The organism is Micromonospora sonneratiae (assembly GCF_042679305.1).
GTDB lineage: Bacteria > Actinomycetota > Actinomycetes > Mycobacteriales > Micromonosporaceae > Micromonospora_H > Micromonospora_H sonneratiae.
Window position 1 is genome coordinate 1 of the sequence record NZ_JBHTMP010000095.1, and the last position, 19,123, is coordinate 19,123.

The 19,123-nt window shown below is 68.0% G+C and carries 20 protein-coding genes and 1 pseudogene; 11 read left to right on the plus strand and 10 right to left on the minus strand.

What is annotated here, in order from left to right; genetic code table 11:
* From ACFQ4H_RS32380 to ACFQ4H_RS32390, 3 genes are all read left to right on the plus strand, one after another.
* Window positions 1-528, plus strand: a 528-nt coding sequence (locus ACFQ4H_RS32380; RefSeq protein WP_377578638.1) for a hypothetical protein, incomplete at its 5' end; no start/stop codon positions are given.
* Window positions 529-1,041: 513 nt separating this feature from the next.
* Window positions 1,042-1,233, plus strand: a complete 192-nt coding sequence (gene rpmB / locus ACFQ4H_RS32385) for a 50S ribosomal protein L28 (protein ID WP_377578640.1) — start codon at window positions 1,042-1,044, stop codon at window positions 1,231-1,233.
* 223 nt (window positions 1,234-1,456) lie between these two features.
* The gene (locus ACFQ4H_RS32390) at window positions 1,457-2,695 is read left to right on the plus strand and encodes an ATP-grasp domain-containing protein (protein ID WP_377578642.1); all 1,239 of its coding nucleotides are present in this window, start codon (window positions 1,457-1,459) and stop codon (window positions 2,693-2,695) included.
* Between the two features lie 96 nt (window positions 2,696-2,791).
* Here ACFQ4H_RS32390 and ACFQ4H_RS32395 read toward each other — a convergent pair whose 3' ends face one another.
* Window positions 2,792-3,259 carry a GNAT family N-acetyltransferase gene (locus ACFQ4H_RS32395; RefSeq protein WP_377578644.1) on the minus strand — a complete coding sequence of 156 codons (468 nt, stop codon included), beginning with the start codon at window positions 3,257-3,259 and terminating at the stop codon, window positions 2,792-2,794.
* A 151-nt stretch (window positions 3,260-3,410) separates the two neighbouring features.
* Window positions 3,411-4,349 (minus strand): thiamine-phosphate kinase, encoded by a 939-nt coding sequence (locus ACFQ4H_RS32400; RefSeq protein ID WP_377578646.1) that lies wholly within the window; start codon window positions 4,347-4,349, stop codon window positions 3,411-3,413.
* A gap of 227 nt (window positions 4,350-4,576) precedes the next feature.
* Here ACFQ4H_RS32400 and ACFQ4H_RS32405 point away from each other — a divergent pair, with 227 nt between their 5' ends.
* Window positions 4,577-4,810 (plus strand): Lrp/AsnC ligand binding domain-containing protein, encoded by a 234-nt coding sequence (locus ACFQ4H_RS32405; protein WP_377578648.1) that lies wholly within the window; start codon window positions 4,577-4,579, stop codon window positions 4,808-4,810.
* On the plus strand, window positions 4,811-5,422 hold the full coding sequence (locus tag ACFQ4H_RS32410; RefSeq protein WP_377578650.1) for a DUF3515 domain-containing protein: 612 nt from the start codon (window positions 4,811-4,813) through the stop codon (window positions 5,420-5,422).
* Between the two features lie 121 nt (window positions 5,423-5,543).
* On the opposite strand, the gene ACFQ4H_RS32415 is transcribed toward ACFQ4H_RS32410, so the two are convergent.
* On the minus strand, window positions 5,544-6,644 hold the full coding sequence (locus tag ACFQ4H_RS32415) for a D-alanine--D-alanine ligase family protein (RefSeq protein WP_377578652.1): 1,101 nt from the start codon (window positions 6,642-6,644) through the stop codon (window positions 5,544-5,546).
* Window positions 6,645-6,925: 281 nt separating this feature from the next.
* Between ACFQ4H_RS32415 and ACFQ4H_RS32420 the strand changes: the two genes are divergently transcribed.
* Window positions 6,926-8,290, plus strand: coding sequence for an ATP-binding protein (locus ACFQ4H_RS32420; protein ID WP_377578654.1), 1,365 nt, complete (start codon window positions 6,926-6,928; stop codon window positions 8,288-8,290).
* On the plus strand, window positions 8,290-9,591 hold the full coding sequence (locus ACFQ4H_RS32425) for a tetratricopeptide repeat protein (protein WP_377578656.1): 1,302 nt from the start codon (window positions 8,290-8,292) through the stop codon (window positions 9,589-9,591). Before ACFQ4H_RS32420 ends, ACFQ4H_RS32425 begins: the two co-directional genes overlap by 1 nt.
* An 82-nt stretch (window positions 9,592-9,673) precedes the next feature.
* Here ACFQ4H_RS32425 and ACFQ4H_RS32430 read toward each other — a convergent pair.
* Window positions 9,674-9,883 (minus strand): annotated as a pseudogene (locus tag ACFQ4H_RS32430) (hypothetical protein); the annotation flags it as partial.
* A gap of 420 nt (window positions 9,884-10,303) precedes the next feature.
* Here ACFQ4H_RS32430 and ACFQ4H_RS32435 point away from each other — a divergent pair.
* Both ACFQ4H_RS32435 and ACFQ4H_RS32440 read left to right on the plus strand, forming a co-directional pair.
* Window positions 10,304-11,155 (plus strand): helix-turn-helix domain-containing protein, encoded by an 852-nt coding sequence (locus ACFQ4H_RS32435; RefSeq protein WP_377578658.1) that lies wholly within the window; start codon window positions 10,304-10,306, stop codon window positions 11,153-11,155.
* Entirely contained in the window at window positions 11,152-11,355 is a 204-nt protein-coding gene (locus tag ACFQ4H_RS32440; protein WP_377578660.1) for a DUF397 domain-containing protein, read from the plus strand. The genes ACFQ4H_RS32435 and ACFQ4H_RS32440 overlap by 4 nt, the downstream gene beginning before the upstream one ends.
* Before the next feature lie 96 nt (window positions 11,356-11,451).
* On the opposite strand, the gene ACFQ4H_RS32445 is transcribed toward ACFQ4H_RS32440, so the two are convergent.
* The 5 genes from ACFQ4H_RS32445 to ACFQ4H_RS32465 form a co-directional block, all read right to left on the minus strand.
* Window positions 11,452-12,714 (minus strand): RNA polymerase sigma factor, encoded by a 1,263-nt coding sequence (locus ACFQ4H_RS32445; protein ID WP_377578662.1) that lies wholly within the window; start codon window positions 12,712-12,714, stop codon window positions 11,452-11,454.
* A 37-nt stretch (window positions 12,715-12,751) separates the two neighbouring features.
* Window positions 12,752-13,123, minus strand: coding sequence for a YciI family protein (locus tag ACFQ4H_RS32450; protein ID WP_377578664.1), 372 nt, complete (start codon window positions 13,121-13,123; stop codon window positions 12,752-12,754).
* Between the two features lie 106 nt (window positions 13,124-13,229).
* The gene (locus ACFQ4H_RS32455) at window positions 13,230-13,877 is read right to left on the minus strand and encodes a DUF998 domain-containing protein (protein WP_377578666.1); all 648 of its coding nucleotides are present in this window, start codon (window positions 13,875-13,877) and stop codon (window positions 13,230-13,232) included.
* A 78-nt stretch (window positions 13,878-13,955) separates the two neighbouring features.
* A complete protein-coding gene (locus tag ACFQ4H_RS32460; RefSeq protein WP_377578668.1) occupies window positions 13,956-14,204 on the minus strand; it encodes a hypothetical protein in 249 nt (82 codons plus the stop codon).
* Complete coding sequence (locus tag ACFQ4H_RS32465) at window positions 14,201-15,115, minus strand: hypothetical protein (RefSeq protein ID WP_377578670.1); 915 nt, start codon at window positions 15,113-15,115, stop codon at window positions 14,201-14,203. Before ACFQ4H_RS32465 ends, ACFQ4H_RS32460 begins: the two co-directional genes overlap by 4 nt.
* Before the next feature lie 238 nt (window positions 15,116-15,353).
* Between ACFQ4H_RS32465 and ACFQ4H_RS32470 the strand changes: the two genes are divergently transcribed.
* Both ACFQ4H_RS32470 and ACFQ4H_RS32475 read left to right on the plus strand, forming a co-directional pair.
* Window positions 15,354-16,520: a helix-turn-helix domain-containing protein gene (locus ACFQ4H_RS32470; protein WP_377578672.1), complete on the plus strand. Its 1,167-nt coding sequence runs from the start codon at window positions 15,354-15,356 to the stop codon at window positions 16,518-16,520.
* Window positions 16,521-16,528: 8 nt separating this feature from the next.
* Entirely contained in the window at window positions 16,529-17,254 is a 726-nt protein-coding gene (locus tag ACFQ4H_RS32475; protein WP_377578674.1) for a 5-formyltetrahydrofolate cyclo-ligase, read from the plus strand.
* A 617-nt stretch (window positions 17,255-17,871) separates the two neighbouring features.
* Here ACFQ4H_RS32475 and ACFQ4H_RS32480 read toward each other — a convergent pair.
* On the minus strand, window positions 17,872-18,936 hold the full coding sequence (locus ACFQ4H_RS32480) for an IS630 family transposase (protein WP_377578675.1): 1,065 nt from the start codon (window positions 18,934-18,936) through the stop codon (window positions 17,872-17,874).
* Between the last annotated feature and the right edge of the window lie 187 nt (window positions 18,937-19,123).

Here is a 19,123-nt window from a genome sequence, read left to right on the forward strand (position 1 = left end):
CCGGTGCTGCGCCAGGCTACGACGGCACCGGACCGGCTGACCGCGACGACCGCCGCGACGGCGCTGTGGCAGGTGGCCGGCGACGCCGACACCGCGTTGGCGGTCGCCGACCGGTACCTCGGTGGCGACGAGCACGACCTGCGCAGCGCGGTGGAGGTCCTCGCCGAACTGGGACCGGCCGCGCAGAGCCGAGCCGGGCGGCTACGACAGATCGCCCGCCGCAGGGATCGGTTCGGCTGGCTGGTGCTGGCTGCGGCGCGGGCGCTGTGGCGGGTGACGGCCGATCCCATACCGGTGCTGCCGGTGCTGGACCGGGCGTGGCATCTCAATCCACACACCCACCGGGAGATCGTCTCGGTCTGGACGCAGATGGGACCGGCCGCTGCGGATGCCCGCCCCACGCTCGTCGCGGAGCTGGGGCGGGTACGTCGGCACAACGTGACCGAGGGTGGCTACAGCAGTGCGCAGGTCACCGACGACGAGGAGTTGCTCAGCCGGTGTCGGCTGGCGCTGGCCGCCATCGCCTAGCCCGGTGCGCACGGCCCCGCCCACCGGACGTCGGCTGCCCCATCAGTCGGCGGACGGTCGGACGCACGGACGGTCGGACGCGCTGCCCGGGCGGTCGCACGGTCGGACGGTCGGACGCGCTGCCCGGTCAGACGGTCGGACGCGCTGCCCGGTCGGACGCGCTGTCGTGGATATCGCCGGAGAACGGGATGGCGACCAAGAAAGAATCGGGCGATCCGGCCCGCACGGAGTAGGTTGCGCCTTTAATACGTACATCAAAAATTGGTAGCAACATCAACTTTTGATCTACACATTTTCTTTCCGAGTCCCATTACGATGACCCCGGATGTCGCCGTTGCCGCCGAGGGCTCTACCCTGGGTGAGGCTCCGACCGCGCTCGGGAGTGCAACACGTCCCCCGGGGCGGCGGGGTGGAGCCGGTTGGTTGGGCTGCCAGGCCATCGGGTAACCTGACCAGGTTGCGTGGGCTGTGCCTGCTCACGCCCTCGTGAACGATCAATTTCAGGAGTATCCCGTGGCTAGCGTGTGTGACGTCTGTGGCAAGGGGCCGGGCTTCGGCCACAACGTGTCCCACTCGCACCGGCGGACCAACCGCCGCTGGAACCCGAACATCCAGTCGGTGCGTACCCCGGCCGGTGGTGGCAACACCCGCAAGATGAAGGTGTGCACCTCGTGCATCAAGGCTGGTAAGGTCGCCCGCGCCTGACGCGGGACCGATCTTTCCCCAACGTCGGCATGGCCGGTGGATCTTTGTGATCCACCGGCCATGTCCTATTCTGGCCCCATCGCCATTCCACGCCTTGCCTCAATAGATCAACAAATCAAGCAACCCTTCGGCCGGAATTTGCGGACATCTTCCGGAGTGATAAGCAGACAGGCATAGCTCACAATTTCCGCCTATCTGACAAACACCCCGAGAGGACCGCTTGATGATCCAGTTAGGCCAGGGGGAGCTCATCCTCGTCGGGTGCCCGCTCGGGTTGCTGGCCTGGCAGTCGGAATACCTGCCGGACCGCAGCGTCGTCATCGTCGAGGAACCCGAGCGCATCCGCGAGCACGACCTCGTCCGGGTGGCCGAGCAGAACCCCGTCGTCGACCGGCTCGTGGCGATCGAATACCGCAACGGCTTCGATGCCGACGACCTCCTCGCCCGGGACCCCGATCTGGCCGGTGCCACGCTGGTCGTCCCGGGTCTGGAGTACGCGGTCGGCGCCGCCGCCCGGCTGGCCACCCGGCTGGGGCTGCCAGGCGCGGGCCTGCCCGCCGGGGACATCTTCCGGAGCAAGTACCGGATGCGGGAACTGGCCGCCGCCAACGGCATCGCCAACCCCGCCTACCGACTGGTGAACGACATCGCCGGGGCAGAGGCGTTCTTCGACGAGTTCGGCGGCCGATGCGTACTGAAACCCGTCAACCGGCAGGCCAGCCTGGGCGTCCAGTTCATCGACGACCGGGCACAGATCTCGGTCGGCTGGTCGCACACCGCCGACCTGGACGACGCCGGACCATCGGCACCCGGCGTGCTGATCGAACAGGCCCTGTCCGGACCGGAGTTCAGTGTCGAACTGCTGGTCAGCGCCGGACGGGTGGTCTTCGGCAACGTCACCGCCAAGCGCCTGGTGCCCGGCCGCTTCCCGGTGGAACTGGGGCACACCGTACCGGCACCGATCACCCCCGCCCGCTACGACAGCCTGCTGGCCTCGGCACGACAGTTGGCCGCCGCGGCCGAGTTCGGCACCGGCGTACTGCACAGCGAGTGGATCGTGCAGGACGACGTACCGACCCTGGTCGAGTGCGCCGCACGCCTGCCCGGCGACAGCATCAGCGCCCTCATCTCGATGGCCTACGAGTTCCGGTTCATCGAGGCCTACCTGCGACTCCTACGGGGTGACGAACTGTCCCTGCCCGACGAGGCGGTCGAGGCGGCGGCGATCGAATTCGTCACCGCCGAGCCGGGCACGGTCGTCGCGGCGGACGGGGTGGCCGAGGCAGCCAACCTCCCCGGCGTCGTCGACGTCCAGATCACGGTCGGGCCGGGAGCCACGATCAGCGCTCTCACCAGCTCGAACGACCGGATCGGGCAGGTGATGGCGCTGGGCTACACCCCGGCCCGGGCACAGGCCAGCGCCCAGGCCGCCGTCGCCGCCATCCGGGTGACCGTCAGTTAACCCCTGTCCCATCGGTTTCCATCCCCGCCCCACCGGTTCCCCGCCCAGCCGTCACGGTTGGCGGCAGGAGCCGGTGGAGCAGCGGGACCGGGTCGGTCACAGCGACCGGCCGAAGGACACGCAATCGGGCGCATCGCGGTAGAAGCCGAAGTTCTCGATCCGCTGGTAACCACCGGACCGGTACATCGCTATCGCCTCGGGCTGCTTGTTGCCGCACTCCAGGATGATCCGGTTACGGCCGTGGTCGCGCGCCGACTGCTCCACCGCGGCCAGCACCGTACGGGCCACGCCACGGCCCCGGGCCGCCTCTGCCGTGTACATCCGCTTGAGTTCCGCGGTGTCGCCGCCCTCGCCATGGCTGCGCCAGCCCCCGCAGCCGACCGGCTGGCCGTCCAGGTACGCCACGAGGAACGCCCCCGCCGGCGGCTCGAACTCGGCCACGTCGACCGGCGTCTCGTCACCCGGTCCGCCGTAGCGGGCACCAAGGTCGGCCAGCGCGGCGGTGACCAACCGCTGGGCGACCGGCGAGTCGTAACGTACGACCTGGATCTCGATCTCACTCACCGGTGAAGGGTATTCGAGGGGCCCGTCGACGCCCCACGTTCGCGCTGCCCACAGCGGTGAGAGCCCGGCCACAACGATGTGTCGCCACAGCGGTGGAAGCCCGGCCACCGCCTCGGTCCGCTCGGGCCACCGGCCGTACGGCTGCCGCCACCTAGCGGAAGTGGTCCCAACCGGTCGCGCCCTTGTACGGCTTGCCGTCCACGGTCAGCCCACCGCCGTGCACCACGTGTCCGACCATCCGCCAGCCGTCGGGCACCCCGAGATCCTCGGGGAAGGTCGCGGCGAGGGCGTGATCGTCCCCGCCACTCAGCACCCAGGCGTACGGGTCTACGCCGAGCGCGTGTGCGGCGTCGCGCATCTGGTCCGGTACGTCGAAGGCGTCCGCGCACAGGTCGATGCCAACCCGACTGGCGGTGGCGATGTGCCCCAGGTCGGCCAGCAGCCCGTCCGACACGTCGATCATGGCCGTGGCACCGTACCGCGCGGCCTGCGGCCCCGCCCCGTACGGCACCTGCGGGCGCCGGTACGCCTCGACGAGCAGTTTCGGCGTACGGAATCCCCGGGACAGCACGGTGTAGCCGGCGGCGGCGTAGCCGAGCCGGCCGGCGATGGCCACGACGTCCCCGGCCCGGGCCCCGTCCCGTAGCACGGGCGGACGGCCGCCCAGGTCGCCGAGGGCGGTGGCCGCAACGGTGAGGGTGGGACTCGCCGACATGTCCCCGCCGACCACGCTGGCCCCGACCCGGGCGGCCTCGGCGCCCAGCCCGTCGGCGAGTTCCTCGGCCCACCGCACGTCCACCTCCGCCGGCAGGCAGAGCGCTACGAGCAGGGCGGTGGGTACGGCCCCCATGGCCGCGATGTCGGCCAGGTTGGCCGCTGCCGCCCGGTGCCCGATGTCGGCGGCGCTGGACCAGTCCCGCCGGAAGTGCCGGCCCTCGACCAGCACGTCGGTCGAGGCGACCACCCGCGCATCGGGCGCGCTGACCACGGCCGCGTCGTCACCCGGCCCGAGCAGGCAGGTCGGGCCGACGTCCAACCGGGCGGTCACCCGGGCGATCAGGCCGAACTCACCGGTACGCGCGACACTCATGCCGGGACTCCCGCCCATGCCGGGTCGACGAGTTGATCTACGGCTCCCGGCCACGCCGCCTCGATGAGCTGATCCACGGGCCCCGCTGCACGCCGAGGCCGGTTCGTACTGAGCGGACCGATCCGCTCGCTCATTGTTGCCTCCTTGACCACCGATAGAGATCCGCCCTGCTCCGTACGGTAGTTTCACGGTCGAGCCGCCCTGCGGCGGCGGACGGGAGTCGGGAGATGGTACAGGCGTACATCCTCATCCAGACCGAGGTCGGCAGGGCGCGTGACGTGGCCGCGTCGATCGCAGATATTCCCGGAGTGGTCCGGGTCGACGCCGTTACCGGCCCGTACGACGTGGTGGTGCTCACCGAGGCGCACACCGTCGACGAGCTGGGAAAGATGATTGTCAGCAAGGTACAACTGGTGCCCGGCATCACGCGTACCCTCACATGTTCGGTGGTGCGTCTCTAATTGGATCAGCTCACCCCGGTCCGGCCTGAGCGGAAGAACAAGGACGGGGCCACGCGCAATGCTGCGCTGTGGGCCACCGTCATCGCCCTGCCGCTGACCGTACTCGTCGCGTTCCTGGCCTTCGCAGGGCTCAGCCCGGACGCTCCGGCCAGCGAAGCGGACGACCCCAACCCCACTGCCAGCCAGCCCCGGCCGCAGTCGACCGCCCCCGTCGCGATGCCGGCGGCGGCATTGACGGAACGGGCCACCGTGGTCTGCCGGGCGCTGCTGGCCAAACTGCCGGCAACCGTCGGCGACCTGGCGCAACGGCCGGTGACGGCCGGTGCGGAGCAGAACGCGGCGTACGGCGACCCGGCGGTCACCGTGGCCTGCGGCGTGACCATGCCGTCGTACCCGCCGGAGGCCGAACTCTGGGTGGTCGACGGAGCCTGCTGGCATTCGTCGGTCGGCCCCGAGGCGACGGTGCTCACCACCGTGGACCGCGAGGTGCCGGTGCAGGTCACAGTGCCCCGGGCGTACGACCCACCGTTGCAGTTGGTGCCCGAGTTCTCCAGGTCGGTGGTCGCTTCGGTGCCCTCGGTGAAGAAGCTGCCGCACGGCTGCACCGGCTGACCTCCCGGAAACCATCCGGCCCCTGATCGACATCTGCACATCGTCGATCAGGGGCCGTACCGTTGTTCAGGGCCGGACGGACCGTTGAACCCGCCCGACGACGTCGACGCCGTTCCGGCGGTCAGTGCAGGCCGGTTCCCCGGCTCAGCGCGGTACGGATCAACCGGTCCACCAGCTTCGGGTACTCCAGCCCGGCCGCCGCCCACATCCTCGGGAACATCGACGTCGGGGTGAACCCGGGCATGGTGTTCAGCTCGTTGAGGTAGACGTCGTGCTCGGGCGTGACAAAGAAGTCGGCGCGGGCCAGGCCGGCGCAGTCCAGGGCGGTGAAGGCCCGGCTGGCGTACTCCTGGACCTTCCGGGTCACCTCCTCGGGCAGTCGGGCCGGCAGGTCGTACTCGCAGGAGTCATCGAGGTACTTCGCCTCGAAGTCGTAGAAGTCCCGACCCGGCATCACCCGTACCTCGGCCAGCGGAGACACCTCCGGCGCGCCACCCGATTCGCTCTCCAGCACGCCGCACTCGATCTCCCGGCCGACGATCGTCGCCTCGACCAGCACCTTCGGATCGATCTGCCGGGCCGCGTCGAGCGCCGCGTCCAGGTCCGCCCAGTCGGAGACCTTGCTGACCCCGTACGACGAGCCGGCCCGGGCCGGCTTAACGAAGACCGGCAGGCCGAGGCGCTCCTTGTCGGCCTCGCTCAACGTCATGCCGCTGCGCAGCACCACGTACGCCCCGACCGGGATGCCCTCGGCCACGCAGAGCTTCTTGGTGAACTCCTTGTCCATCGCCGCTGCCGAGGCAAGGACGTTGGCACCGACGTACGGAATGTCGGCCATCTCCAGCAGCCCCTGGATGGTGCCGTCCTCCCCGTAGGCCCCGTGCAGCACGGGGAAGACCAGGTCGACGCCGGCCAACGCACGCGGACCGTCGGGGGCATCCAGGACCATCAGGCCGTTACCGGTCGGGTCGGCCGGCAGGACCACTGCCGATCCGGTACCTGCGGTGATCTCCGGCAGCCGACGGTCGTCGATGGCGAACTGTTCCCGGTCGCCGCTGGCCAGCACCCACTGGCCGGCCCGGGTGATCCCGACCGGGACCACGTCGAACTGGTCAGGATCAAGGGCGGCGAGGATGCTGCCCGCGCTCACGCAGGAGATTCCGTGCTCCGTGCTGCGTCCGCCGAAGACGACAGCGACGCGGGTCTTACGTGGGGTGGTCAAAGAGTCACCTCTCGTTCGCGACTGTCTATGCCGCAACGGTCAAAGGAGGAGAACCGGGCATTGTTCTCGCTCCTCGCGCTCACCCCGGTGACCCTACTCTGCGTGGCCATTCCTCGGGTCCGTGCCCGGTAGAACCGTGGTTAATCGAACAGACCGTAGTCTCATCTGCCACTCCGTGAAAGACCGACAAACAAGGGGCCGAGCCTGGCGGGCTTGGGTGGGCCGAGTCGGGCCGAGTCGGGATCTTGAAAGTTGCTCAGAGTCGGTAGGGTGTTGGGTTTGTGAGCCACGAACCCCTTATCGTCAGCCTCACCGCCGCCCTGGACGCCCGTCCCGACGACCTGCCCCTGCGCATGCACCTCGCCGGTCTGCTGCTCGACGCCGGACGGGTCGGGGAGGCGATCTCGCACGTCGGCCAGGCCCTGGCCCGCGAACCGGACAACGCACAGGCGCAGGCGCTGATGCAACGGGCGTTGCGCGGCCCGGCTCCCGCCGCCCCGCCCACCCCACCGGCAACTCCCACGCCGCCGGTCACCCAGGCCACACCACCCGGGCAACCGCCCGCAAATCCCACCCCGCCGGTCACCCAGGCCACACCACCCGGGCAACCGCCGGCCGGACCGACGCCGTCCGGACCGCCTGGTCAGCGCGGTCCGCAGGAGGACGACCCGCTGGCCGCGTACCAGCAGGAACTGGCCGACATCGTCCCGCCCCGGTTCGCCCGCGCCGACGACGAGCCCGAACCGGTCACCGGCGACCAGGACCGGGTGTTCGACGTGGAGACCTCCACCATCCGGCTGACCGACGTCGGCGGCATGACCGCCGTCAAGGAACGCCTCGAACTGGCCTTCCTCGGCCCGTTGCGCAACCCCGAACTTCGCAAGCTGTACGGCAAGAGCCTGCGCGGCGGCCTGATGCTCTACGGCCCGCCCGGCTGCGGCAAGACCTTCCTGGCCCGGGCGATCGCCGGCGAGATGGGCGCGAAGTTCATCTCCCTGTCGCTGGTGGACGTGCTGGACATGTGGATCGGCAGTTCCGAGCGCAACCTGCACGAACTGTTCCAGACGGCCCGACGCAACGCGCCCTGTGTGCTCTTCCTCGACGAGGTCGACGCGCTGGGGCACAAGCGCTCGAACGTCAACTCCAGTTCGATGCGGGTGCTGGGCAACCAGCTACTGGCCGAACTGGACGGTATGGAGGGCAACAACGAGGGCGTCTTCGTACTCGCCGCGACCAACACCCCGTGGGACGTCGACTCGGCACTACGTCGGCCGGGACGCCTCGACCGGATGGTGCTGGTACTGCCGCCGGACGCGCCCGCGCGTACCGCGATCCTGCAATATCACCTGCGGGACCGGCCGATCGCCAACATCGACCTGCGGCGGACGGTCGCCGCGACCGAGGACTTCTCCGGGGCCGACCTGGCCCACCTCTGCGAATCCGCCGCCGAGTTCGCGATGGCCGACTCCATCCGTCGGGGCGAGGTACGGATGATCGAGCAGCGTGACCTCGACCAGGCACTACGCGAGATCCGCCCGTCGACCAGGTCCTGGTTCGCCACCGCCCGCAACGTGGCGATGTTCGCCAACGAGGGCGGCATCTACGACGATCTGGTCGCGTACATGAAGAAGCACAAGCTGCTCTGATGACGGCCGGTACGGACCAGCCCAACGTCCGCCCCCACGGTGGCGGCGGTAGTGGCGGTGGCGCTGCTGGCCGGGACGCGACCGCGGCCCGGCTGTCCCGGGCACGTCACCTCGCCGAACTCGGCCGACTGGAGGCTGCGGCCACCGAGGTCGGACTGGTGCTGGCCAGCGAACCGCACAACGCGACGGCGTTGCTGCTCCTGGCGTACTGCCATCAGCAGGCGAACCGGCCTGCCGAGATGCTGGACGTGGCCGAGCGGGCGGTGGCGGCACGGCCGGACGCCCCGGCCGCACACCGGGTCCGGTCGCGGGCGCTGCGGCTACTGGGCCGTCACCGGGAGGCGGTGATCGCCGCCGAACACGCCCGCGCGCTCGACCCTCGGGATGTCCAGTCCGAGGTGGCCCGGGTGAACGCGCTGCTGACGCTGGGCGGCACCCGCGCACTACTGGCCGCTGCCGCCGGCGCGGCCCGTGCCCGCCAACTCGCCCCGGAGAACGTGGACGTCCACCTCACCGAAGGCGACGCCCAGCGGCGGATGGCCGAGTTCGGCCGGGCCCGAGCCGCGTACCGGCGGGCGTTGCGTCTCGACCCGAACGACCGGAGGGCACTGCACGCCCTGTCCACCCTCGACTCGGAACGGGGTCGGGCGCTGCGCGCCTCGCCAGGGCTGGACGACGTCCTGCGGGCCCATCCCGACGACGCGGCGGCCCGGTACGCCTCGATCCGCAGCGCTCGACGGGTGCTGTGGCTGCTCACCGACCTGGGCTGCGTGTTGCAGTTCCTCGTCACGATCGTCGTCGCCATGCTGGTCGACGGTGTTCCGGGCCGGACCGGACCGGCCAGCGGGGCAGCGGTCCTCGTGCTCGGCACGCTGGGCGTGACGTTGCTCCTCCGGTGGCGGCTGGGCCGACTGCCCGCCACCACCCGTACGCTGCTGCGGTCGTACCGGTTCCGGTTCACCTTCGTGACCGCCCCGCTGCGGGTGGTGTCCCTGGTTGCCGCCGCGCTGCTAATGCTGGCGGGCCGGCACCTCCCGGCGGTGCTGGAGGTCATCGGTTCCGTCCTGCTGGTGTGGCCGTTCCTGATGCTGCTGCTCCGGGCCCGAAACTGGTTCGCCGCCGAGGTCTTCTACCTCGTCCGCCGGTGCTGGTTCCGGCTGCATCCCCGGACCGACCCCGGGCTCAACTTCTTCCCGTCAGCGTCGTCCAGGTCGTCGGCAGCGCCCCCGTCACCGTCCTCGCCCCGATCCCGACCGTCGCCCTCGTCTGCTTCGTCCTCGCCGACGTCGACGGCTTCGTAGTCGTTGGTTTTCCCGTCGTCCCGGCCGGCTCGGTCGGAACGGTCGTCCCCGTGGTCGACGTCGTCACGGTCGTTGCCGGGATGAGCTGTTTCCTACCGACCGCGATCACCTTCACCCGCTGCCGCCCCGCCCGGACCATCCCCAGTGCCATGAACGCACCAGCGATCTTGTCCGCTGCCTCCCGACTGGTCGCGCCGACCACCTGACGCCGCCGTTCGGGAGTGAGCCGCTCGTTGCGACCGTCCACGGTGAGCGGTCGCACGTCAGTCAGCACCACCAGAAAGCGGGTCATCGGACGCCGCTCCTCGCATGATCAGTCAGCACGGCGTCCCACCTCAGGCTCAGCTGTGGTGGCGGCAAGCCCACCGGAACGGTCCCGGCACACGTAGTTCAGATTGGCGTGGATCCACGCTCCATCGTTGTCTCGCAGCACCGGCCGGGCGCACCAACGGCACCGCGAGACCCTGGGCCAGAAACCGGTCGTCGTCATCCGACTCCCTCCAGCTCGGCAGCGAGGAGACACGGCGATCGGGTACGGGGAGCCCGATCGCCGTGCACCTCATTTCCCCTCGCGGTCACCCACCACCACCGTCGCCACGACAACCGGCGGTGAGGACGCACAAACAGATTGGCATCTGCGAACGCATGAATGCAACTCTCACGGCCACTCTCTCATGCACACTTTCCCGCAAACGTGTGTCAGGATCTATCCATGGCCCCGAAAACCGCTCGCGGACGCCGGCTCGGTATCGCCCTGCGCAAGCACCGGGAGACGGCTGGATTCACCCTGGAAGACGCCGCCGACGAGATCAGCAGCACTCGCAGCACCCTGTCGCGCTACGAGAACGCTCAGAGTCTGCCCAGCCCGGCGACCGTACATAGCCTGTTGACCGTCTACAAGGTGGGCGACGACGACCTCGCCGCCGCCGTCCAACTCGCCAAGGACGCCCGCAAACCGGGCTGGTGGGTGTCGTACTCGCACCTGCTGGACAGCCGCACCATCGACTTCATCGCCGTCGAAGCTGAGGCGACGGCGATCGCCAACTTCGAACCGTCGATCGTGCCGGGCATGCTCCAGACCGCCGACTACGTCCGCGCGATCATGCGCGGCGGTCCGCACACCCTCAACGACGAGGAGGTGGAGAAGCGGGTCGAGATCCGGATGGACCGGCAGAAACGGCTGACCAGCAACGACCCGCCGATCATCGACGCGATCGTCGACGAAGGTGCCCTGCTGCGGCCGGTCGGCGGCAAGGCCGTCAACGACGCGCAACTCCAGCACCTGCTGAAGATCTCCGACCTGCCGAACGTGTCGGTCCAGGTCATCCCGCTCTCCGCCGGCTACCACCGGGGCACCCGAGGATCGCTGCACATCCTCGAGTTCGCCGACCCCGAGGACCCGATCCTCGCCTCGGTCGAGACCGTGGCCGGGCAGTTGATCCTGGACCGCCCGGCCGATCTCCGGACCTGCGCGAAGATCATGGAGCACCTGCGGTCCGTCGCACTGAGCCCTGCCGCCAGCCGCGACACCATCTTCAAACTCCTGAAAGGACCAGCAAAATGACCCCCAGCACGACACTCGGCAACGCCAACTGGCGTAAGAGCACCTACAGCGGAGACCAGGGCGCCTGCGTAGAGGTCGCCCCCGTCGCGGACACCATCGCCGTACGCGACTCCAAGGACCCCTCCGGACCGGTGCTCCAGTTCTCGCCCGCCGCCTGGACGGCCTTCGCCTCCGCCGCCCCGGTCCGCGACCACGCTTAACGCGGTACGACCACAGCACGACTCACTGCGAAACACCCCTCCGGAGCGGCACCGGAGAATCGTCGTCGCCGGACGCCACTGGACCGGGCAGGTCGGTCAGGCGTCCGGCGGCGACAGCTTCGTGTTCGGGTCACCGAGCGCAGCGGCCCGATCCTCGAAGAGACTCCGCTCACGGGCGTTACGGGACATCGCCGCAGCCCGCTCGAACTCGGTTCGGGCCTCGGCCGTACGGCCCAGTCTGGCCAGCAGGTCACCCCGTACCGCCGGAACCAACGGATAGTTGGGCAGCACGAGATCGTCGACGATCGCCAGACCCCGGGCGGGTCCGTACGCATGGCCGACCGCGACCGCACGGTTGAGCTGCACCACGGGAGACGGCGATACGTAGGCCAGCACCTCGTAGAATGCGGCGATCCGCTCCCAGTCGGTCTCCTCGGGCCGGGCCGCGCGAGCATGGCAGGCAGCGATGGACGCCTGGAGAACGTACGGGCCGAGGGTGCCCTCCGCTCGGGCGAGTGCCTCCAGTCCACGCCGGATCAGCAGCCGGTCCCAGCGTCGACGGTCCTGATCCGGCAACAGGATCGGTGCACCGTCCGGGCCGGTACGGGCCGGGATACGGGACGCCTGGAGTTCCATCAGCGCCACCAGTCCGTGCACCTCCGGCTCCTGCGGCGCAAGCTGGGCCAGGATCCGGCCCAGGCGTAGCGCCTCCTCACAGAGCGCGGGACGGACCCACTCGTCCCCGGCCGTCGCCGCGTACCCCTCGTTGAAGACGAGGTAGATGACCTCGAGTACGGAGGCCAGCCGTTCGGCGGCCTCGGCCGGCGGCGGCAACTCGATCGCCACCTTCCGGTCCGCGAGCGTGCGCTTCGCGCGGGTGATGCGCTGACCGACGGTCGGCTCCGGAACCAGGTAGGCGCGGGCGATCTCGTCGGTGGTCAGCCCACCGAGCAGCCGAAGCGTCAGGGCCACCCGGGATTCGGTCGACAGCACCGGATGGCAGGTGGTGAAGATGAGCCGCAGCAGGTCGTCGCCCACATAGTCGTCGGCCTGCGCCGCAAGGTCGGGATCCTGCCAGTCCGGGGTCGCCCGCCCGATCTCCTCCAGTTTCCGCTGGTACCGGCCCTGCCGGCGGAGCAGGTCGATGGCCCGGTGCTTGGCCGTGGCCATGAGCCAGGAACCCGGGTGGTCCGGCACACCGCTGGACGGCCACTGCTCCAACGCGATGACGAGCGTGTCCTGGGCGAGTTCCTCGGCCAGGCCGACATCACCGACGATGCGGGCCAAGCCAGCGACGATCCGGGCGGACTCGATCCGCCAGACCGTTTCCACCACGCCACGAGGATCGGTAGCCGTCACGGCTACCGATCCTCGCATCCGTCACCGGTTCGGGAAATCAGGCAGGGTTCCCGAAGTCCTCCGGCCCCATCACCTTCAGCACGTCGGCCTCGCCTTCCCAGCCCTCCCACAGGTCACGATGCAGTTTGATGAAGCGGGAGGCCCACTCGACCGCCTCCTCCCGGGACCGCACCTGGTAGAGCGCGTAGCTGATGGTCTCCTTGGCCTCGGCGAACGGACCGTCGGTGACGGTCAGCTTGCCACCGTGGAGACTCACCCGGGACCCCGCGACGCTCGGGGCCAGCCCGGCGGTGTCCAGCAGCGCACCGGCCGCAGTAGCTTCCATGCCGAGTTTCATGATGGCCTCCATCAGCTCCGGCGGCGGCGGAGTCGCGGGCTGGTTGGCCTTCAGCAGAATCATGTAACGCATGGTCGAATCCTCTCGTTTTCGGTGATCAGCTTCAGCATCGGTATCGGTGGTCAATCTCGGTGTCGATATCGGTGGTCGGTCTCAGCGGACCGTGCGGTAGAGGTGTTCAGCGGACGGTGCGGTAGAAGTGCCGGCAGACCGTGGTGAACCAGGCCCAGACGACCAGGACCGCAGCAACGAAGGCCAGTGTGGTGGGGCCGTGCGAACCGCTGGCGATACCGGCGAACCCGGCGAGGAACACCACACCGGTGATGCGGGAGAACCAGGCGAGCCCCCGCCGGCCGTCGCGGGAGAAACGGGTGGCGAGCACGAAACAGGCCACGATGAGGCAGAGGAAGCCGATGCCACCGACCATCAGGTGCAGCATGCCGTGCCAGCTGATCGTGGTGGTCTCGGGCGTACCGACCGGAAAGCCCTGCGCCGGGTCGGCACGGAAGACGCCCGCTCCGATCAGGCTCACCCCGTAGATGCCGAGCAGCAACGGAGCCCAGGTGCGACCGCGGCCCGGGGTCAGCGCGCGGCGCAGACCGTACGCGGCGGCGACGGTCATCAGCCCGGTGACGACGAAGTTCGCGATCTGGATCCAGCCCAGGTCACCGTTGGCCAGCAGACTCCAGGCGTGCCGGCTCGGGTCGAAGCCGTCCCGGGTGAGCGCCTGGGCCAGGGCCACCACGACGTAGAACGGGCCGGCGACGATGCCGTAGCCGAGCAGCGACCGGGTGATCCGACCGGCCGGGGTGCAGTCCGCGCTCATCTGATGTCTCCTTCGTTCGGGTCTCTACCTGGGCCTCGAACGGGAAGACTCGGATCCGACACGGCTGGCCAAGTTTTTTCAAAAATCTTTTCCCGGGCCGTCGCCGGCTGCGTCCCCGGTCGTCACGGGACCGGGCAGGTCGGTCAGGCGGCCGGCGGCGACCAACTGTTCGTACGCCCACCGCCACTCGTCACAGCGGCTACGCAGGCAGACCGCACAGGCACCCAGCCCCGGATCATTCGAGTGGATGGCCAGCGTCTCCCGATAGTGCTCGGCCAACCGGTCCGACAGCGGCACCGGCTCCCCGGCGTACGGGCCACCCATCATCGGCCCGCTCCCGGCCCCGCGCCGACCCCGGCTACCTCGACAAACAGGCTGGCCAGCGCCTCGCGGTCCAGCAGCTCCACCGCCAGCACCTCGACCAGCGTCAGCGTTTGCAGGGCGGCCAGATGCGCCGGCCCACCACCCACCGGCTCAACCTGGATCAGCTCGGCGTCCAGCACCTCGGCGTCGCCGATCGTGGCCAGGATCAGTTCCTCGGCCGCCACCATGTCGATCCCGGTACCGGGCGGGTCGTAGCGGTCCGTCATCCCGGCCACGAACCGTCGTACCCCGGTTGTGTCGTAAGGCGGGAACCGCCGCCGTACCGCCAGCACGAATGCCGCGGAGAGCCGGTCGGCGTACCCGGCCAGGAGCTGGTCATGGCCCAGCAGGGTGAGCCGGTGGTCGTACCGGCGTGGCCCACCTGCCGGCCCCCGGTGGCGGCGGGCCGGTACGACCAGCCGACCCGCCGCCACCACCCCCGCGTACCGCCAATCCGGTGTGTGGTCGGCCTGTTGCCGCAGGCCCACCGTCCACGGCCGCCGCAGCGGCCCCAGGTTCACACCGGACAACCCCTTGGCATACGCGGTCGTCGCCGCGACCCGGCGCAGCAGCCAGGCGGCCAGCAGGTCCAGACAACCCACCCCCACCTGCCACTGTGCCAATGCCGCCGCGACCGTCGGATCACCCTCGGGTGGTGGTGACCCGACCTCCTCGGTCCGTTGCCGGACCCGCTCGACGACCTCGGCGGCTCGACGTACGGTGGCCGCCGCCTGATTCAGCACGGCCACCCGGCTGCCGGACCTATCCGCTGGTACGGCGACAGCCAGCCTCCGCAGCTCGGCAACGCCCTGCCACACCGCCCAGGCCGCATCCGCCACCTCCTGGGTCGCTGCCGCCTCGGTCGTCTCAGCCATGCTGCCGCCTCCGCTCATGTTGGAACGGCTCCGGAGCGGGCGGGATTCAATCCACAAAGGGGAGGCGGACCGCTTGCCAGCACCCGCCCCGGGCCGTGCCACCAGGCTTCCGGCTGGCAGGAGTGGCGCACAGCGCTCGAACTGGGCGCGGCAGATGCATCGAAGTTGCATCCCGATCGCTAACCTGCGTAACTATCAAGTGCCAGACGGTCACAATCGATTGTTGAAGGGTGCCCCCATGCCCCTCAGACGTCAGGGTCTCGCTCAGCGCCGGAAGACGGTTGGTCACACCCAGGAGAGCCTCGCCGACCGCCTGGGGGTGGATCGCACCACCGTTGTCCGCTGGGAACGCGCCGAGTCAGAACCACAGCCTTGGGTACGCCGAGGGCTGGCGCAGGAACTTCAGGTTTCCGTGGACGAACTGGCCAGCTTGCTTGCCGACGTGGCCGATACGGCAATCCGCAGACCGGAACGACTTGTATACGCACTACGGAATCCGCGCATAGCAGATCTCGCCACCGTCACCCAACTCCAGCAGGCAGTGGACGTGCTCACCAGGCAATACAACAGCGCACCCGCTACGTCACTGCTGCCGGCGGCTGGGAGACTCCACACCGAAATCTCACACCTACGTGCTCAAGCAAACGGCGAGGGCGTAAGAAAAGCACTCTGCGCGGCAGAGTCCGAATCGGCCCTACTGATGGGGCAACTAATTTGGGACGCCTCACAACGCTATGACGGCGTCACCGCTACCGCGCACTACAAGCACGCGGCCAGTAGTGCACAGCAAAGCGGTGACCTTTTCCTCGAAGCATACGCGTCGCTTCGCACGTGCTACATCTCGCTATACGGAAACCAGGATCCCCGTTCCGGCTTAGCCCAAGCAACCCTGGCTGCCGAAAGCGCCGCCCGCGCCGAAAGCAAGGCACTATCCGGAATTGCCCTTCTCCATGCCGGCGAAGCGCACGCCATGCTAGGCGATCGCGCAGACTGCGAGCAGGCCCTCAGCAAGGCAGAAACACTGCTATCCCAAATTAATGAGTCCGACCCTGGTAGAGATTACGCCCTAGCCGGGCAGTTCGAACGGTTAGCCGGATCTTGCTATCTGTCGCTGGGAGAGCCCACCAAGGCACAGCAGCTACTACAACCGCTTCTCGCCCACGATTTCAGCCAGCCTAAGCTTCAAGCAATCGCCCTCGGAAACCTGTCATTGGCACTCGTTCAACAGCGCCAAGTAGAGGATGCGGTCACGACGCTGCACGGGGCGATCGATATCGCTGAGCGGACACGTGGCGGAGGTGCAATGAACGTCATCTTCAGAGTCATCAAAGAGCTCCGACCATGGCGAAGCCGCGCCGACGTCAACGATGTCCAAGAGCGTGCGCTCACGCTCGTAACCCCGTAGGAGAGCATGTGGACATCAACCAGGCCAAGCAGGCCGTACGCGAAGAGGTCTGGTCCCGGTTGGAGCATGCTGCCGTCGTTCCGCCAGGCGTCCGCGGCCACATTCCGGACTTCATCGGGGCGCAAGAGGCTGCCGCACACCTTGCCAGCCTGACGCAGTGGCAAACTTCCGAAGTAATCAAATGCAATCCCGACAGGGCTCAACTGCCGGTCCGGACACTAGCGCTGACCGAAAACAAACTGGTCTACATGGCAATCCCGAAGATCGCCGACGTCAGGCCCTTCTACGTCCTAAACCCCGCCAGCCTGACCGCACCGATCATCGAGGCAGCCACGAGTACCGGAGCATCAGTTCATGCGCCGAAGACTGCTATTGACGACATGCAACCAGTAGATATGGTGATCTGCGGCAGCGTCGCAGTCAACCGCAAGGGGGTCCGCATAGGCAAGGGTGCGGGCTATTCCGATATCGAGGTCGCGCTATTGTTCGAGGCGAATCTAATCGGACCTGCGACCACTTTCGTAACCACCGTCCACAGCCTACAAGTCGTCGCAGACGAACTACCAGCCGCGCCACATGACTTCGCCGTCGACTTCATCATCACTCCCGAGGGAATCATCGAGTGCTCCCCTGATCGCCGCATCACCGGCATCGACTGGCCAAGCTTAAGCAAGGACAAGATTGAGGCCATCCCACCACTAAAACACCTTATAACAACCAAGACCGACAGTTGAAAGAGAAGATGACGCTGGACGAAACACAAGAATCCAAAGGCAACACGGCATCAAACGACTGTCGATTTCACCAACCATCGAAATCGCCCGATTAAAAAGGTCGGGCGCAGCACGTCGGTCAGCCGAATCGCGTTGTAGATGTCGCCACCGTTGCGATCCTCGCCTGGCCCGAAGACCGGGCGCTGCGGCTCACAAGCTGTAAGAATACACAATAATGATTGGTTTTCGCGCAACTCCGTAAGTCATAAAGTCCATTTCATCCACGTTTTGCAGTCAGGAACCTACGGCGTTATCGTGCACACTTGAAGTTCCTAGTGTCGCGTAATTGAGATCTCTTACCTGTTGGGAGCGTGGTCAGGGAGCCTGCCGCGGAGGCTGTCGAGCTGCCCCGCCTGTGCGCCCGTTACGGCGTCGACCCAAGCGGACACCTCCTCGGCCACGTGGCTACCCACAGTTCCGGCGGGCTCTGACCGTCGATGGGCGCGCAAGCGGGGCAGCTCGACAGGATGCTCAGGGCAGCAGGCCAAGGGGGGCCGCCACCTGTTCGGGCACTCAAAGCCGATCTTGAGAAAAGCGACAACGATTACGCGACACTAGTGTCGCGTAATTGAGATCTTTTACTTGTCGTTGTTGGTGAGGAGTTTGCGGACCTCGGTGTGGACCCAGCGGACCTTGGCCAGGATCTCGCCGGGGGTCGCGGTCCAGACGAACGGCTTCGCGTCGGTGTTCCAGGCGGTGACGTAGTCGTTGATCGCCCTGGTCAGGCGGACCACGGAGGTGAAGGTTCCGCGTCGGATGGCCTGGCGGGTGATGATCCTGAACCAGATCTCGACCATATTCGACCAGGAGGAGCCGGTGGGGGTGAAATGGAAGACGATCCGGGGATGCCTGACGAGCCAGGCTTTCACCTCGTCGGCGGTGTGGGTGGACAGATTGTCCACGACCACGTGCAGTTCGCGGTCGGGATACGCGGCGGCGACCGTCTTCATGAACGCCAGGAACTCGCTGCCGCGTCGTTTCGGGAAGCAACGGGCGACGACCTGCCCAGTGGCGGCGTCGAGGGCGGCGAACAGGTTCGTCGTGCCGTGCCGGACGTAGTCGTGGGTGCGTTTCTCGATGCGGTCGAAGTCGATCGGCAGCAGAGGCTGGGTCCGGTCCAACGCCTGGACCTGCGTTCTCTCGTCGACACAGAGCACGACCGCCCCGTCGGGCGGGTTCAGGTAGAGGCCGACGATGTCGACGACCTTGTCGACGAACGCCGGATCCCTGGAGAATTTGAAGGTGCCGTGCCGGTACGGCTGGAGCCCGTGGGCGCGCCACAGGTCGGCGATGAAGTTGTGCGACACCCGGATGTTCTCGTGGCTGGCCAGGTAGGCGGCCATCTCCCGGCTCGACCAGTGCGTCAGGCCGGTCACCTCCGGCGGTGTCATCCGGGTCAGCGCGAGGATCCGAGCCCGCACCGACCCGGGAACCTCGGTCGGCTTGCCTGGCCGGGGCCGGTCGGCGAGACCCGGCACGCCGTGGTCGTGGTAACGGCGTACCCAGGTGTTCACCGTCGGACGCGACACCCCGGCCAGGACCGCGACCTCCTCCGCGCTGCGGCCCTCGTCCCGCCACAACACCATCCGCGCCCGCCCCGCCACCACCGCGTCCACCCGCCGGTCACCGACCAGGCTGGACAGTTCAGCCCGCTGCTACTGCGTCAACGCCACGAGCCAAAGTCAACCACCACGAAGTAACACCAAGCCACGTAAAAAATCTCAATTACGCGACACTAGTGTTTCGTGATCCTGATCGGTTTACTTTGAGTTGTTTGCCACGAGTTTCTTGATGTTGGTTTGAACGAGTTGGACTTTGGCGAGGATGTCG